We start from the raw sequence: 17122 nt of genomic DNA on the forward strand, positions 1-17122 counted from the left end.
TGGGCAGCGCCCAGGGCCGTCCCGCTATCGCCCGCCGGCCACGCGGAGGGTGTCGCCGGTCACGTAGCTGGCCCGATCGCTGATCAACCAGGCGATCGCCTCGGCGATCTCGGATGGTTGACCGGCTCGACCGATCGGGATCTGGGGCGCCATCCGGTCCACCCGGCCGGCGTCACCAGCCGAGGCATGGATGTCGGTGTCGACCAGTCCCGGAGCCACGCCGACCACCCGGACGCCGTCGGCGGCGACCTCCTTGCCCAGCCCCATGGTCAGGGTGTCCAGTCCGGCCTTGGCGGCGGCGTAGTACACGTACTCGCCGGGTGAACCGATGCTGGCCGCGCCGGAGGACACGTTGACGATCACGCCGCCGGTGCCGCCGAAGGATCGGCCGAGGACCCGGACCGCCTTCCGGGCGACCAGCACAGCAGCGGTGAGGTTGATGTCGATGGTGCGGCGGATGATCTCGGTCGACGTCTCGGCCAACGGAGCGAACGTGAGGGTGACGCCGGCGTTGTTGATCACCGCACTCAGCCGGCCCAGCCGGGCGGCTGCCGTGAACAGCGCATCGATGTCGGCTTCTCGGGTCAGGTCGCCAGGCACAGTCACACAGCTGCCGCCGTGCCGGCGGACCTGGTCAGCCGTCCGTTCGGCGGCGTCACCGTCACGGTGATAGCCGAGGACAAGATCATGGCCGGCCCGGGCCAGCAGTTCTGCGGTGGCTGCCCCGATGCCTCGGGTGCCGCCGGTGATCATGGTCAGAGGACGTGCCATGCGCCCAAGTCAACCAGCCTCCGGCCGAACAGTCCCAGCCAAGGGAAGCGGCGACCGGGACCATCCGATCAGGACCCGGAGATCCAGGCGAGCTCCTTCTCGAACCAGAGCCGGGCGTACGGATTGTCGTTGTACCGGTCGATCTCGTGATAGCCGGCACGGCGATACAGACCGATTGCCTCGGTCAAGGTGTCGTTGGTGTCCAGCCGTACCCGGTGATGGCCGAGGGCGGCGGCCCGCGACTCCAGGTCCCGCAGCAGCCGCGATCCCAGACCGGTGCCGCGCCAATTGTCGGCGACCCACATCCGCTTGATCTCGGCACAGCGGCGGTGATCATCGACGTCGATGGTCTGGACGCCGCCGCAGGCGATCGGCTCGGTGTCGTCGGTGCCGATCACGAAGATCCCGTACGGCGGGCTGAACGACTCGAGGTCGTGGGCCGACTGCTCGGCGGCAGCGAATCCGGTGGCGAACCGGCGGTCGATCTCGGCGAAGTAGCGTTCGACGGCGATCCGGGCCGGTGCCGCGTCGGGAGCGACGGCACTGAACCTGATGCGGGCCGCCAGGGCCCGCCGTTCCGCCCGGTCGGGCAGCGTCATCGGCCGAAGACCTGACGCAGGATCGGCAGCAGCGGCCCGACGTCGACCCCGCGTTCCCGCAACGAGGTGGCGATCGCCGGTATCGCGTCCGGGCCGCTGGTGCCGACCTCCCGCAGCGCTTCGAGACGTAGTTCGTGAGCCCCGATCTTGAAACCGATGTAGGCGGCGATCCAGCCCGCGACGACGGCACCGATCAAGGCGATCACCGCCACCACCCGCGGTTCGGCCTGGACCACGCCGACGATGGCGCTGACCAGGCCGATCACGATGATCAGGAAGCCGAGCAGTGCGCAGGTGCCCCACCACAGCATCGCCCCGAGCGGAGAACGTCCCTCGATCTCGATCGAGGCCAGCGCACCGGCGATCCCGACGCCGATCGCGAGCGCGCCGACCAGGACCAAGATCACAGCTGCCCAGGAGACGCGCTGCCCGGTCCGGGTCCGGGTCGGTTCGGTCCGGGTGTCGAGACCGAACGGGTCGAATCTGTCGCCCGACGGCGGAGCGGAGTGCCGACGGTCGACGCCGTCGCCGGGGGCCGGCTGGTCGTCGAAATCGAACGGGTTCGTCGAGCCGGCGGCCGATGCTGGCCGGTCCGCGCGTTCGTCGGGCACCATGGCTTCGATGGTACCGAGCGGCCGGCAGGTCCGGCGCCGCCGAGACACCGACCCTGAACGAACACCGTGAAGTCCCTGATCCTGACCGGTTCGGTACCACTCGCCGCCGGATTCGAAGCAATGCTGGTTCGTCGATCTGGTAATCATGATGTGTCACCGACATCTGGAGGAACCTTGGCCGAGAAGGACCCCTGGGATTTCTCGGAGTTCGGCGCTCCACGGGCCGGTCAGTCCGCCGAGTCGGATCTGACCACGTCCGACTCTGGGCGTGACGGCGGCACCGGAGCGGGCCGATCCGTACGGGCAGCCGATTCCGGCTTCGATGCCCTCTCCGACCTGGGGACGGCACACGGACCGGCCACCGGTGCGCTAGCGGTGGCCGGGCCGCCGCTGACCCTGCTGGGGATCAGTGCCGCAGCCGCGGTCATCGGTCTACTGCTGGCCGCACTGCTCGGTGCCCTGCCGGCGCTCGCGGTGATCGGCTGGGTGCTGGCAGGTCCGTTCGCGATCGGTGTCCTCGCGCTCTATACGACCGCCGACACCCGGCGCCGCGCTCAACCGATCTACGTCGCACCGAATTGGCTGATCGCCGGCTACTACGCCTGCCTCGCCGTCTGCCTGGTCGGCGTCATCGTCAGCGCGATCCGGATCGCGCTCTGGGTGGGCCGGTGGTAGCCCGTCGCTCGATCCTGGCCGTGCTGCTCTTCGCGGTGACGGCAGCGACTCTGGTGATCACCGCACCCCGAGCGGCCGCCGACGACAACTCTGCGATCGACAACTACGGCGGCTGCCTGGTGGCCCAGCACAAGGGCGACCTGATGTTGCTGATCGACGACTCCAAGAGCCTGCAGACCTCCGATCCCGACGACGCCAGGATCAGCGCCGCCAAATACCTGATCAATCAACTCGGACAGTTCAGCAGCCGGGCCAAGGTCGACCTCGACGTGCAGGTCGCCGGCTTCTCCACCGGCTATCACCCGGCCGGCGGCTGGGATCGGCTGGACGGCTCCGGCGGTAGCAAGATCAACTCCACCATCGACGGCTTCGCCGAGCGCGAGAACGGCTACCAGACCGACTACTGGAGCGGCCTGGACGGCGCCCGTTCCGCCCTGGCAGCCAAGTCGAAGGGCACCGACCGCTGCCAGGCCGTCGTCTGGTTCAGCGACGGCAACCTCGATCTTGATCTTCGCGGTGAGTCCGATCCCAGCGACGAGGCGACCACGAAGCCGTACGCACCGGATGCGGATCTGACCACGGCCGGCGGTGTGCAGCAGGCCGAGCGGGCCGCTACCCGTGATCTCTGCCGGACCGGCGGCATCGCCGACCAGCTCCGTCGCTCCGAGATCGCACTGTTCGCCATCGGTCTGGAATCCGCAGACGCCAAGGCCCCGGACTTCTCCACCATGAAATCGATCGCCACCGGCTCCGACGACTGCGGCAAGATCAGCAAGCCGACGCCCGGGCTCTTCACCCTGGCCTCGAACATCGACGATCTGCTGTTCGCCTTCGACAAGATCATGGACCCCGGACGGGAGCCGACCGAACAGCAGACCGGCATCTGCCAGGGCAAGGTGTGCACCGAGTTCCGCCATAACTTCGTGCTCGACGACTCGATCAGCACGGTGCACATCCTCGGTTCCGCGCCGGCCGGCCTGGACGTCTATCTGGTGCCACCGAAGGGTGACCCGCAACGCTTCCGACCGTCCACCGTCGGCAAGGAACGCAAGATCACCAAGGCCGCCACCGGCAGCATCGAATGGCTGTCGGACAAGACGATGTCGATCGACCTGAAGCGGAGCAAGAGCTGGGCCGGGCAGTGGGCGGTCGTCTTCGTCGACCCCAAGTCCAAGACTCCCGACGCGAAGTCCCGGACCAGCATCCACATCTCCGGTGACATCTATCCCGCCTTGATCAACAAGGACAAGACAACCTTCCGCAGTGGTGAGACGATCAAGAACGTACGGCTCGGACTGGTCGACGGCGAGCAGCAGCCGATCGACCCCGGCAAGCTGCTCGGCGCCGTCTCGATGGACGCATCGTTGCGATCGGGTGACAAGACCGTCGATCTCGGTCAGAATCTGTCGGCCGACCGGCTGAGCAAACCGTTCACCGTCGATCTGCGCAAGCTCGACCCGGGACGGGCGACCTTGCAGCTCCGGCTTGCGGTGACCACCGCCGGTACCACGGACTCGCGTGGCAAGAAGATCGCCGGCACCGAGCTCGCCCCGCAGCAGGCGAACATCCCGGTGACGATCAGCCCGCCGTTGGGATACCCGCAGCTCGGCCAGGTCGCCGACTTCGGATCGATCGAGGGACCGGCCGATGCGACGGCGACGGTGCAGGTCACCGGCCCCGGCTGTGTCTGGCTGCCGGCTGCCGATCCGAAGATCGAGGCGGGCCCCGAAGGCCTCGGTGCCACCGGCATCACCGCCGACGCCGATCAGGCCGGCAATTGCGTGAAGGTCGCCGACGGCAAGACCGATCAGCTCGAGCTGCAGCTGACCACCGCCCAAGGCGGCAACGGCACCCTGGACGGCACGGTCGCGGTCAAGGTCGCCCCGGAGAACGAACCGGCCAAGGCCCGCACCGTGCAGCTGCCGTTCACCGCCGATCTGAACAAGCCGCTGGACACCTTCAACTTCCTGCTCGCACTGCTGGTCGCGCTGATCCTCGGACCCGGCATCCCGCTCGGCCTGCTCTATCTGGCCAAGTACCTGACGGCCAAGATCCCGCCACGGGCGCTGCTCGGGCAACGCATCGACGTCACCGTCTCCGGAGCTCAGGTGCTGCGCGACGGGCAACCGGTCGCGTTCCGCAGCGGTGACCTGACCGACATGGTCCGGTTGCCGGTCGGCGGCGCGCGACAGGCCGACGCCGGCGGCTTCGGGCTGGCGACCAAAATCGGCAGATCGCCGTTCGGGCCGGGCTTTGTCGTGGTCGACGCGCCCGGCATGATCGGCGCGAGCTCGACCAACCCCGAACCGTACGGCGATCAGCGCGCCGCCCGGCTGCCGCTGGCGGTGCACAACACCTGGGCGCTGCTGCACAATCCGGCCGGTGCCGCCGATCAGGCCACCCTGTTGATCTTGCTCGGCACCGACGCCAGCGAAGATCAACAACGTCGCCAGGAGTACCTGGACGACATCAACGCCCGGGCACCGGAACTGCTGCACCGACTGCGCGGCAACGCCGGCCAGGCCCCGTCGCAGCCGGATCCGTTCGCCGGTGCCGGTGCGGCCTCGGGTCAGCAGCCGGCGGATCCGTTCGGTCTTGATCTTCCGGCCGCGAACACCGGCGGCTTCGACTTCGGTGGGGCAGGTCAAGATCAGGCGCCCGAGCAGCCCAGGAGGAGCCCTGAGCCTGTCGAAGGGCAGGAATCGCCACCACAGGACTCGGGTGCTGAGCAGGGTCACGGTCCGTCGACAAGCTCAGGACCCTCGGATCAGGAAGACTTGACCTTCGACTTCTCCTTCGATCCACCGGAGGACGAACGGGGACCGAGATCGTGACGACAGACAGCGCGCAACTTCAGACAAGCAGAGCACGACGCGAAGGGGTACGACGGTGAGACGCTTCCTGGTGGTCGGCTGCGGAGGTTCTGGCGGGTCGACGCTGGCCTACATGATGGACCAGCTCGCTTCCGACCTTTCCGAACAGGCCGGTGCCGATGCGGTCACCGCACTTCCGGCCGGCTGGCAGTTCGTCCATCTTGACGTGCCGGCGGCAGAAGAGCCCGGACCCGACGGGTTGGGCAGTGTGGTCGAGCAGGGCGGCCGCTACCTCGGGCTCGGCCCGACCTCGGGTGCCTACGCCGAACTTGATCATGCGGTCAGTGGACGGCTGCAGAACAATCGCGCGCTGGCCGAGATCGGCACCTGGGCGCCGCGGGACCCTCGGAAGGTGTCCACCCCGATCAGCGTCGGCGCCGGCCAGTATCGGACCATCGGCCGGATGATCACCCTGGCCCGGGCCGACCAGGTCCGTTCCGGTCTGACCGCGGCCTGGACTGCGATGGTCAGCAACGAGGCCACCAATCAGATGCGTCGGACGGCCGCGGCAACCGGCGCCCGTTTCGACCCGGCCGACAAACCGATCGTGCTGGTGGTCACCTCGATGGCCGGCGGCTCGGGCGCGTCGATGGCGCTGGACGTCTGCCGGATCCTGGCCCAGCTCTCCGATCATGATCCGCGACTGACGGCGATGTTCATGGCCAGCCCGGACATCTTCGACGTGCTGCCGCCGTCGGCGCGCAGCGGCGTCCGGGCCAACGGGCTCGGGATGCTCGGCGAGATCGTCGCCAGCCAGACCGGTGCGGCCCGCGAACACGACGACGCCGTGCTCCGCGGCGTCGGCATCCAGACCGGTCAGGGCGCGGAGATCCCGTTCGCCCGGGTGTTCCCGGTCGGCCGCCATGTCGGCGCGCAACGTACCGTCTTCGGCGACGGCACCCAGCTCAGCGTCTATCGCGGGCTGGCCCGCGGGCTGGCCGGTGTGATGGTCAGCGACACCGCCACCAACCAGTTCGTCTCCTACGACCTGGGCAACACCGGCTCGATCCCGCCGAGTCTCGACCCGCTCGGCTGGGGCGCCGATCCTGCGGACTCGGTGCCGTGGGGTTCGTTCGGCTTCGCCAGTCTGTCGATGGGCCGGGACCGCTACCAGGAATACGCCGCCCAGCGGATCGCCCGGCGCAGCGTTGATCAACTTCTCGACGGACACCTGCAACCCGGCAACCAGGCCTCGGGCACCGAACAGGTGAACGCCCTGCTGGACAGCCAATGGACGTCGATCTGCGCGGCCACCGGGCTGCCCGACGCGGGCGGCGCCGACCTGCAGCAGGCGGTCGGATCCTGGATGACCTCCACCGTGCTGCCCCGCGCGGACGCCGAACCGGTCGCCCGCCGGATCATCGACTCCGATTTCGTCAGCCGGCTCAGCTCGCCGGAGGGTCAACAGGCCCGGCAGTGGTTGGAGTTGGCGACGAGACGGCTGGCCGCCCAGGCACCGGTGATCACCGAATCGATCAACGCCGAAGCCGCCCGCTGGGTGTTCGGCTGGCAGCGGACCTTGATCAACGCCGTCGAACAGACCGTCTCCGGTGCTGTCGCCCGTCTCGGCTTGGCCTATGCCGGCGGGCTGGTCGACCGGCTCGGCAGCTACCTCGGCAACGTCGTGATCGAGGGCGCCGACGGACTGGCCCGTACCTCCGGCGGCGACCTGTCCGAGCTGCCGCCGGCGGTCCGCACCAGATTGGCCCAGGTCAAGGGCGCCATCTCCGGCGGCGCGTCGGTGATCGACAGCATCGTCAACGACGGCACCGACGGACTGCGCCGCAAGGTGATCAACACCTACTACCGAAAGGTGTCCGAGCTGGTCGCGGCCACCCTGCGGTCCTTCCGCGCCGACGTGCTGCCCGGCCTGAGCGAGGCGATCCGGGCCCGGCAGGCCGAGCTCGAGGCGGCCCGCCAGGCACCGGTCAAACTGGACGGCCTCGCCCTGCTGAAGACCAACCAGTACGCCGCCTGGCCGTCCGATGCGCCGTCCGGCTCCGGTGATCAGGCGGGCCAGGTGCCGCGCCGCTTCGACGAGGCCAACAACGAGGTGCTGCTCACCCCGTCCTCCCATTTCCCCGCCCAGTTCGTCTCCGATCGTCGGGCGGCGGTGCCGTCGGAGGACCGGGGCGGACGCCAGCACGAGACCGGCATCGTGATCGCCGGCGACCCGGCCCGGACCATCGCCGCGCAGGTGATCGCCGGCGTCTGGCAGACCACCGGCGGCCATCGCCCGCCGTCCGGATTGTTGGTGCGGACGAGTGAATGGCGGTCCCGGGCGTTCGCCACCGACCCGGGCACCGGCGAGGCGATCGTGCCGAGCCAGGCCCGCTACGACCTGCATGTCCGCCCGGCCGAACTACTGGACCGGGCCCGCAGCTTCGTCGCCCGACCGGAGGAATCGTTCAACCGCTTCGCCTCGGTGTCACTGCGGGACCACATCACCGGCACCGACGTGAACGACAACGAACGCGAACGCGAGCAACGCAAGCGCAGCGCCGAGATGGTCGACAAGTTCGGTGAGGCACTGCGGCTGGCGATGCCGTTGATCAGCGTCAACGAACAGATCGTCCGGCTGCTGCACGGCGGCGACGGCGTCCAGTATCGGTACAAGTTCTCCGACATCCCGTTCGCCGAGTTGAACCTTGCCGACGACCTGGCTGTCGAGATCACCGGCAACTCCGCGATCGACCAGTCCACCCGGGACAACTTCACCGATGCGCTGGCCGATCAGGGCGACCCGCGACGGATCGACATCTTCGGCTCCTACCCGCTGTATTCACCATTGGCTTTCGACGCCGTGCTGCGGCCGGTCGCCGAACAGTGGAGCGGCAGCGCACCCCAGGCCCGGCAGGCGTTCTGGTCCTACCGCCGGGCCCGTCCGCTGGCCGCTGCGCTACCGATGTCGGTCGCCGAACGCCGCGCCATGGTGGCCGGCTGGTACGTCGGCCAGATCATCGGTGAGCTGAAGATCCCGGCGCCGCCGTACCAACAGCCGGTCGAGGTGTACGACCGCGAAGCCGGCCGCTGGATCGGCTTCCCGAATCCGCTGCTCACCACCCCGCAGCAGTTCCTGGCCCAATACGACTGGCTGCCCGCGGTGTTGGAATCGGTGCTGATCGCGATCGCCCGGGTGACCGACGCACCGGAGTTGTCGTCGCTCCGGCCGTACGCCTGCCTGCGGGCGCTCTACGACGGCAACGCCGGCGGCCCGGCCGCCGGCATCACCCCGCTGTCCGGCCGGGAACTGCTCGCCGAATGGCTGCGTTCGGGGAGCAGTCCTGGTCGCGAGTCCCGGATCCCGAGCCTGGCCGCCGCGACCACCCCCGAGGAACGCCATCAGCTGGCCAAGGACTGGCTGATCGGCGACAAGGGGCCGGGCGCCCTGGCCGGTGTGCACTTCCTGTCGGCCGGCACCGACGGGGCGCCGGGCGGTGGCACCTTCTCCGAGGTCGACTCCCGCGGGCAGTCCGCCCAGGCACCGATCTTCCGCGACCTGGCGCCGGACATCTGGTGGGCGACCCGGCAGCTGGCGAGCCTGCTGGATCAGGCCTATGAGGACCAGCAGTCCTCCGACGGCCGGTCCGCGACGTCGACCGGACCACGGATCGACATGCCGGAGGGCGAGGTGTTCTGAGGTGAGTCAACCGGCGCAGAACAGCGCCCCGGCCCCGGCGTCGCCGACCGCACCGCCGACCGGACGGTCGCTGGTGGTGCTCGCGGCACCGGCGGGTGGGCCGTTGGCCGGCATCCGGGAAGCACTCCAGGATTGGTCGGCGATCGGCCTGGTCGGTGAATACCTGTGGGTCGAGCCCGGCGCCGGACCGGCCGATCGCGGCCTGCTGGTCACCGACGGCGAGGTCAGCCCGACGACGGTCGAGGACGTCCTGGCCACCCGGCGGCTGGACCGGATCCGGCTCTGCATCCTGGTCCCGGTCGTGACGGCGGCCGAGGCGGCGTCGACGCAACCGATCGCCCCGGACGTCATCGCTCCCGATGTCGAGGACCGGTTCGCCGAGCGGGTCACCCTGGCCCGCGGACCGGCGACGGTCGACCGGCTGCGCTGCATCGTCACCAGGACCGACGCCGCCGCCGGTTCGGCCCAGGTCGCGCGGGAGGGCTGGCACAACGTCGTCATCTCACCGGAGGACGCGGCCGGTCCCGGACTGGGGATGCGGATGCTGTCGTCGACCGACGACGCGATCGAGATCGGTCCGCCCGCGGCGGCCGTCCTTGCCGGCCTGACCGGGCTGTGGGCCGGGATCGGGGCCGCACCCCTGGACGACCAGGCGATCCTGCCCGGCAACACCGTCCGGGTGGCCCGCGGCTACTACCGCCGACTGGACGCCGACACGGTGCAACAGGCCGTCCGCGGCGATGTCTTCTCGATGCGGGCCGGGCTTCCCCGGCCGCGGACCGGCACCGGGCAGGCGGCAACGGTCGAGGACGTCCCGGCCGCGACCACCGCGATGGCCCAACAGCTGTGGACCAAGCATCGGTCGGTGCTGCGCGGTCCGCGGGTCGAACCGCCGCCGAGCAGCGCGGCCAAGGTCGGTCCGCTGCATGCGGTCCGGATGTTGTTCGGTTTCATCTGGGCCACGGTCCGCAACGCGCCGATGAACTGGTATCGGACGATGCTCAACAAGGTCGCCTCCAAGACCGCCTCGGCGGTGCAGAGCGGTGTCTTCGGCAGGGAACCCTCCGCCTACGAGGTGGTGGTCCGCGGCGTGCGCCCGGACGGCAGCCCGGCCGACTGGCGGGAGCTGGCCGCCGCGTCGGGGCAGCTGGAGGACGCCTTCGTCGAGTCCGGCCAGCTCAGCCAACCGGCGCGGGCCGATCTCGGACCGCTCTGGCAGGACTACGTCGGAGCCGCGCTGACGTTGGCCGACGCCGGCGACCGCGGCACCCAGGCCGGGCTGCCGCCGATCACCGTCGGCACCGATCTCGGCGTCATCCGTCGCCCCGCCGACATCGCACCCGGTCCCGACACCCGGCTCGACCCTGACGGACTCGTGCCGGCGCTGCATCCGGCCGACGTGCTGGGCAGCTACACCGTCGAGCAACGGCTGTCCGGCGCCCGCGATCTGAGCGGTGATCGGACCCTGTCCCGGCTACGGGACTGGAAGGCGCGCTGGCAGCACAGCTTCGTCGGACGGGTCGGAGCCCGGCTCGGCAAGGCCGTCCTCGACACCCAGACCGAGGTACGGACCCTGGTCGAAGCGCTCGCCCAGGCCGCGGACCTGTCCGAGATCGAGGACGAGACCCGCCGCCGGCAACGCAAACTGGCCAAGCTGATGCGGATCTTCCTGGTCGTCTTCGTCGTCTTGGAAGTGATCTTGTTCGTGCTGCGCGGCCTCGACGTGATCGACTGGTCGGTGGTCGCCTTCGCCGGCGTCGGCGTGCTGATCGCCTGGCTGATCGGATCGTTCATCCTGTTCGTCCGCAACCAGCAGGCGTTGTTCTCCGAGCTCAACCGGCGCCGCGAGATCGGCTCCCAGGCCGAGGCCAATCGGCAGAACCTCGCCTACGCGACCCGCGATCTGCGTCGGCTGACCGAGGCCTACGACCAGTTCCTGGCCTGGTCGCGGGTGCTCGGGGTGCTGCTGGCCGAACCGTTCGGACACGACGCGGATGCCCGCGACGACGCCGCCTCGCAGACCGACGGACTGCCGCTGTCGGTCCGGATCGGCAACGCCGAAACCGACCCGGCGGTCGTCGCGGAAGCCGTCGAACGGGCCCGACGGCAGCTGTTCGGAGCCGGTTGGCTGACCTCGGGCCGACAGGCGCCGTGGCTGCGGGTGCTGGCCGATGCGCCGAGCCGGCTGGGTCCGCGGGCGATGGATCTGCGCGACGACCCGCAGCGGATGTTCGCCGAAGGCAGCGACCAGGAGTCACTGCTGCTGGCCTGGGCCGACGATCTGGAACGTTCCGGCATCGGCGCCACCGGCGGCGACTGGTACTGGTCACGGATCGCCGACGGACTGAACAACTCCGAACTCAGCCGGCAGCTGGTCGCCCGGGTGCGGGTGGACGGCACGGTCCAGGACTGGGTCGACTTCGCCGCCAACACCGACGCCGCCACCGTCGCTGCGCTGCGGGACGGCCAGCAGACCCTCAGCCCGGAGATCTTCGGCGCCGAGGCCCGGGTCGCGGGCCGGCATCGGATCGCCCAGCACTGGTTCACCGAGACCAATCGCGGCCTGAGCCGGATCGCCGTCCTGATCCAACTCACCGACGGTCTGCCGGTCTTCGAGCTCGGACTGGTCGAGGATGCCGCCGGGCAACAGCAACAATGGCAGCCACCGAGTGCTGACAGTGTGTTCTGATCAGGAAGCTGGGAGGCGATGAGAGCTCCGGGAAGACAGGACGATCCGATCTTCGAGGACCTGAAGGCCTGGCGTGACCGCGCGGTCCGGGAGTCCCGGATCCCGCTCGGTGCATTCAAGGACAGCTACCTGCGTTCGATCGCCCGCAGCGGTCGACGGGCTGCCCGGGAGATCGAACGGATGCTGCCCACCAGCCTGCGTCCGTTCGCCGCCGAGGTCGCCGACCAGATGGACCGGCTGTCCACACCTGTCGCCCCGCAACTCGCCCAGCCTCAGCCGCAGAGCCCTGAGCCGCAGAGCCCTGAGCCTGTCGAAGGGCCACTTCATGATCAACAGGGCTCTCCGTCGATGACCGATACCGATCCTTCGACAGGCTCAGGAACCTCCGACACCGGTTGGACAGCCGAGGACCTGCCGCGCACGGAATCCGGATCGGCGCCGCAGTCATCGATCCCTGAGCCTGTCGAAGAGCGGGCCGCCGACCGCCGACCGCACCCGACGACAACCCCGAGCCATCCTTCGACCGGCTCAGGCCCCTTCTCCGGTGAGGGTTCTTCGACGCGCCCGATGACCGGGGACGGGCTGGATGTCAATCGGTTCGTGCCGTACGACTACAGCGAGCCGGCCGGTGAGGTGGTCAACCTCTCGGTGACCGCGACCGAGCAGGGGCTGGCGGTCCGCTGGCCGCCGCCGGAGTCGGCGGGTGGCCGGGTGACGGCGTACCGGCTGGTCGGCGCCGACGACAGCTATCCGCCGTACGCTCCCGAGCAGGCCGATCTGATCGCCCTGACCACCGACCTGACCGCGACCGACGGCCGCGGGTTCGGCTCGGCGATCCGGCATCTGCAGGTCTGGCGGAACACCGGCGACAGCATCGGCGAGCTGTATCTGCGACAGCCGAAGCTGCATGCCGAGGGCGCGGCGGTGGCGCCGGTGCAGCAGGTCGACATCAGCGAGGACCAGGGCCAGGTGATCGCCCGCTGGACCACGCTGCCCGGCGTGGATCGGGTACACGTCTTCCGGATCCCGGCCGAACGAGCCGCTCGCGGGGCGGATCCGCACTACCGGATCCTCTCCGACCAACCCTGCCTGGGCGGCTTCGTCGACCGGCAGGCCGAGCGCGGTCGACGGTTCGTCTACCTCTTCCAGGCCGAGGCCGCGATCGGCGACAAGTCGATGTTGTCGGCACCGGTCCGCCGTGAGCTGACGGTGTCGGCGGTGCTGGACGCGATCGACGATCTCTCCGTCGAGCAGGGCGGCGACGACAACGAGCCGGTCTTCGCGCTGGCCTGGCGGCCGCCGTCGGCCGGTCGGGTGGTGATCTACCGAACGCCGAACGGTCCGCGCGCCGGCGCGGAGGGGATGGTGGTCGACCTGTCGGCGCTGCCCTCGATGGAGTTGAAGGACGAGGCGCTGTTGACCCATCCGCTGAGCCGACTCGCCGACGGCCGGGACGCGATGACCGACGTGCCGTGGCCGCGGGACTGGGACCGGGCCTATCTGACTCCGGTCACCGTGCTGGACCGGCGCGGCAAGGTCGGCCGCAGCGTCCCCGCGGTCCGGGTGCACCAGGTCACCGACCCGGTGCTGGTGGAGCGCTGCGACGAACAGATCGTCAAGTTCGGGTGGCCGTCCGATGCCGCTTCGGTGGTGCTGCAGGTGACCGGTGTCGACCAGCCACCGGTGCCCGATGAGTGGCCGATGGAGATCGCCCGACAGCGCTACGAGTTGCTCGGTGGCTTCCCGTTCCCCAAGCCGCTGCCCGCCGCAGGTTGTACGGTCCACCTGGCCGGCCGCTCCTACACGGCGGGCAAACCCGACCAGCACGGCCAGCAGATCGGGGTCCCGGTGGTCGGTACACCGATCAGCGTGACCTATCGCGGGCTGCTCCGACTGCGGTATCAGGTCCGTCCCAAGCGTGGATTGTTGCGCAAGGAGATCGGGATCCAGATCGCTGCTCAGCAGGAGCTGTTGGACAATCGGGTGCCACCCTTCGTGCTGGTGCATCGCACCGATCGGCTGCCGTTGCACCCCGATGACGGTGATGTCCTCGAGGTCACCCAGGACATCGACGAGGTCACCCCGCCGACCCGACGTTTCCAACCGCGGCGGTTGTCCCCGCAGTTCGCCGACTGCGCCTGGAAGGCGTCGGTGAAGGGACTCGGCGGCGGCTTCATCCGGCTGTTCGTCGACGTGCCGGCGACGGTGCTGACCCGGGTCGCGTTGCTGGACCCGGCGGTCGACGAGCTGCGGGTCCGGTAGCTGATCATGACCGCCGTGCAGCCGGGTGTCGGGTCGACGACGCCGTCGGATCGCTACGCCGAGCTGACCTACTCCTCCTTCGACGATGGCGTCAGCGGCGGCGGCTGGCAGGTCAAACAGGTCCGCGGTCGGCTGTCCGATCCCGAACGCGACGCGCTGCGCGCTCAGCTGTCGACCTACCTCGACACCGGAGTCGAGTTGCCGCGATTCCCCACCCCGGAACAGATTGCGGGCTTCCCCCGACGCCTGGTGTACGCCCCGGCGAGTGGATTCGCGGCGGGAGGACCTGCCGCTGATGGATCCGCTGTCGGCAGACCTGCTGCCGGGGCCTGTGCGTGGTGGCACACCGCGCCGGCTGGGGTGGATGCGTCCGGTCGGCCGGGAAATGTGTTCTCCCAGGTGGTGTTGGACCGGAGGCCGTCGACGCCGCCGGTGTTCCGCCCGATCGATCTGTGGCGTTCGCCGTCCTGGCTGACCCCGTACGGTCCGGAGCAGGTCGCGGCGGCGGAGCTGGCGCCCGGTCTACCCGGCCCGGGAACCGGTGTCGATCTTGATGCCTTGATCGACTTCTGCTTCGCCGACTTCGACAAGATCGCCGTTCTCGGGCCGCTGCTGGACGCCTGCGCCGCGGCCGTCGTCGGTGGCCCGCCGGTGATCCTCGGGGTCCTGAACCCGGAACGCTCGGCACAGTGGATCGCCGCGGTCTCCCGATTGACTGCTCCGCTGATCTCCCGGACGATCTACTTCTCAACCCTGGAACGAGCCCCCGGTCTCGCCGAGGCACTGCAGCGCGGGCTGCGGCTGATCTGCATCCCGTCCGCCGACGTCGCCGAAGTTGATCATGCCCGGCGCAGCCTCGGCACGCCGACCGTGTTGCTGGTGGAGGACGAGTTCCCCGAACTGGGCGATCTCGGCGGCCCGGACGAATCGGCACACCCGCACCGGACCGGACACGGCGATCGGATCGCTGTCACCGCGTGGTCGGTACTGGCCCGGGTCGTGCTGGAGGCCGAATCGCCCGACCAGGCACGGACCGTGCTGGCTCGGATCGATCCGATCGTCGAGCAGGTGGCCGCCGTCACCGGCACCGGCAGGTCGCCGGGCTATTCCGCGGACTGGCCACTGGCGATGGCGGTGGCCGAGGCCGGTGAGCTGTTCGTCGAGGCGCAGCCCGAGGCGGCTCGGGTGATCGGCCGGAACAGCCCGGCCGACCTTGAGCAACTCCCTGATCTGTATCGGCCGGCCGCAGCCGTGATCGCCACCCAGTGCGGTACGACGACCCGCGACGCCTGGCGGCAGTGGCGGTCCACCGTCGTGGGGTCCGCCGTCCGGAGCAGTGCTGATCATGATCCCGTCCATGATCATGGAGCCGTTCATGATCACGGTTCGGGAGCTGATCGTGATCAGGACAACGGCTACCCGATCGGCAGTGTGTTGATCTTCGACAGCTATCTGCGGCGGGCGATCGTCGACGACGACTGGTTGATCAGGGCCGACGGCGTGCCGCTGCCGGAGCCGCCGCCGTCGGTGGACCGCGATCGGCTGGCCGGACTTGTTGATCAACGCCTGCGGGAGCTGTTGGACCTGCCGTCTCCGGACCCGCTGCTGGTGGCGCGGCTGGCCGATCTCCTGGTCCGCACCGGCCTGGCCGACGACCCGACCACCGCACGGCTCAGTCACCTCGCCGACGTTGCACTCACCCCGAGGCTGACCGGTGCCGGCGCCGCCGAGCTGGTGGGCCGCATCGGTCCGCTGGCCGAACAGACGCTGGAGCGGGTGATCCGGCCTGGTCTGGTGATCGAGCCGCCGGCAGCGTCAGCGCTCGGTCGGACGCTGTCGCCGATCGTGCTGGACTGGCTGTATCCGCGGGCCCCGGCCGCGGTCAGGCTGCGTACGGTCTATGACGCGGAGCGGACCGGCGCCCTGCCCGGCGACTACTGGTTGCGTGCCGAGCGGGACTGGAGCAGCTATGCCCGGGGCGGGGTCGAGGCCCTCGGGGAACAGGAGATCGGGTACGCGGTCTGGACGATGCTGGAGGCCGCCGAGCGGACGGCTCCGTTGAATGCCTGGCGGCAACCGGTGGTCGACTGGACTCCGTGCCTGCCGCTGCTGCGTCGACCGGTCGATCCCGACGACCTGTCCGGATTGGTCCATCGCTTCGAACCCGGCCGGAGCACCGCGACCGAGATCACCGCAGCGACGTTGCTGACGGTCCCGTGGAGCGATCACCGGTGGAGCGACGACGTCCGCCGGCTGTGCCGTCGGCTCCAGCAGGGGGATCGCCGGGACCTGCATCCGGCCGCCGACGCCGACCTGCTGCCACAGGTCCGGGAATGGTTGGCCGAGCGGACCTGGGCGACGGCCTGGTGGTCGACCAGCACGGCGACCGTGGTGAACGCGATCCGGTCCTGGTCGACCCGGCCCGGTTTTCCGGCCGTCGCGGACTACGCCGCCGACGTCCGCCGCGGCGTCGCGGCAGTGCTGATGGTGGAGTTGATCTTCGGTCGGGAGGCCGACAAGCTGGCCACCCTGCTGGGGCAGTTCGGTCCCGATCAGGTGCCGGTGGACCAGGAACTGGTCGACCAGCTGGCCGCGGTGATCAACTCCGGGGAGAAGCAGCGCCGCGACCCGCGCAGCCAACGCCCGCCGGCACTGGTCGCGATGCCGCAGGCGATGGCGGCCGTCCTGCGTTCCGACCCGGCGCCGCTGTCCGGACGCCTGGCGACCGACGGCGGCCGCTGGCTGTCCGCTTTCACGGTCCGCGGCGTACCCGTGCTCGAAGCCCTGTTGGGCAACTGGCTGGCCAAGATCACCGACAAGGACCGGATCCGCCAACTCCGCGACGACACCGTCCAGGTGCTGACCCGAACCCTGTCCGCCGCCGACAACACCCGAGACCTCGACCGAGCCGTGATGAACAAGATCCGCAAACTCCGGACCACACCATGAACCCCACCCGCCACACCAGCACCAACCCAAGCGTGATATATCGTGCCGGC

Annotated in this window: 9 protein-coding genes; 6 read left to right on the plus strand and 3 right to left on the minus strand. The window is 69.7% G+C overall.

Features of this window, described 5'->3' with window-relative positions; translation table 11 throughout:
* Positions 1-24 precede the first annotated feature (24 nt).
* From BLU38_RS14640 to BLU38_RS14650, 3 genes are all read right to left on the minus strand, one after another.
* On the minus strand, positions 25-771 hold the full coding sequence (locus BLU38_RS14640; RefSeq protein WP_091525914.1) for an SDR family oxidoreductase: 747 nt from the start codon (positions 769-771) through the stop codon (positions 25-27).
* Positions 772-839: 68 nt separating this feature from the next.
* Entirely contained in the window at positions 840-1370 is a 531-nt protein-coding gene (locus BLU38_RS14645; RefSeq protein ID WP_091525916.1) for a GNAT family N-acetyltransferase, read from the minus strand.
* Entirely contained in the window at positions 1367-1984 is a 618-nt protein-coding gene (locus tag BLU38_RS14650) for a hypothetical protein (RefSeq protein ID WP_091525918.1), read from the minus strand. Before BLU38_RS14650 ends, BLU38_RS14645 begins: the two co-directional genes overlap by 4 nt.
* Positions 1985-2158: 174 nt before the next feature.
* Here BLU38_RS14650 and BLU38_RS14655 point away from each other — a divergent pair, with 174 nt between their 5' ends.
* Genes BLU38_RS14655 through BLU38_RS14680 form a run of 6 tightly spaced genes read left to right on the plus strand, consistent with a single transcriptional unit; the run spans position 2159 to position 17072 of the window.
* Positions 2159-2659 (plus strand): hypothetical protein, encoded by a 501-nt coding sequence (locus BLU38_RS14655; protein ID WP_157683471.1) that lies wholly within the window; start codon positions 2159-2161, stop codon positions 2657-2659.
* On the plus strand, positions 2653-5493 hold the full coding sequence (locus BLU38_RS14660) for a VWA domain-containing protein (protein ID WP_091525922.1): 2841 nt from the start codon (positions 2653-2655) through the stop codon (positions 5491-5493). The genes BLU38_RS14655 and BLU38_RS14660 overlap by 7 nt, the downstream gene beginning before the upstream one ends.
* Before the next feature lie 55 nt (positions 5494-5548).
* Positions 5549-9172 (plus strand): tubulin-like doman-containing protein, encoded by a 3624-nt coding sequence (locus BLU38_RS14665; protein WP_157683472.1) that lies wholly within the window; start codon positions 5549-5551, stop codon positions 9170-9172.
* 1 nt (position 9173) lies between these two features.
* Positions 9174-11861: a hypothetical protein gene (locus BLU38_RS14670; RefSeq protein ID WP_091525925.1), complete on the plus strand. Its 2688-nt coding sequence runs from the start codon at positions 9174-9176 to the stop codon at positions 11859-11861.
* An 18-nt stretch (positions 11862-11879) separates the two neighbouring features.
* Positions 11880-14123: a hypothetical protein gene (locus BLU38_RS14675; RefSeq protein WP_091525927.1), complete on the plus strand. Its 2244-nt coding sequence runs from the start codon at positions 11880-11882 to the stop codon at positions 14121-14123.
* A gap of 6 nt (positions 14124-14129) precedes the next feature.
* The gene (locus BLU38_RS14680; protein ID WP_091525929.1) at positions 14130-17072 is read left to right on the plus strand and encodes a GAP1-N2 domain-containing protein; all 2943 of its coding nucleotides are present in this window, start codon (positions 14130-14132) and stop codon (positions 17070-17072) included.
* Positions 17073-17122: the final 50 nt, after the last annotated feature.

This window comes from Microlunatus soli, from assembly GCF_900105385.1.
GTDB lineage: Bacteria > Actinomycetota > Actinomycetes > Propionibacteriales > Propionibacteriaceae > Microlunatus > Microlunatus soli.

Coding starts and splice junctions, on each gene's coding strand:
- BLU38_RS14640 (WP_091525914.1), bottom strand. CDS start 771: ATGGCACGTCCTCTGACCATGATCACCGGCGGCACCCGAGGCATCGGG.
- BLU38_RS14645 (WP_091525916.1), bottom strand. CDS start 1,370: ATGACGCTGCCCGACCGGGCGGAACGGCGGGCCCTGGCGGCCCGCATC.
- BLU38_RS14650 (WP_091525918.1), bottom strand. CDS start 1,984: ATGGTGCCCGACGAACGCGCGGACCGGCCAGCATCGGCCGCCGGCTCG.
- BLU38_RS14675 (WP_091525927.1), top strand. CDS start 11,880: ATGAGAGCTCCGGGAAGACAGGACGATCCGATCTTCGAGGACCTGAAG.
- BLU38_RS14680 (WP_091525929.1), top strand. CDS start 14,130: ATGACCGCCGTGCAGCCGGGTGTCGGGTCGACGACGCCGTCGGATCGC.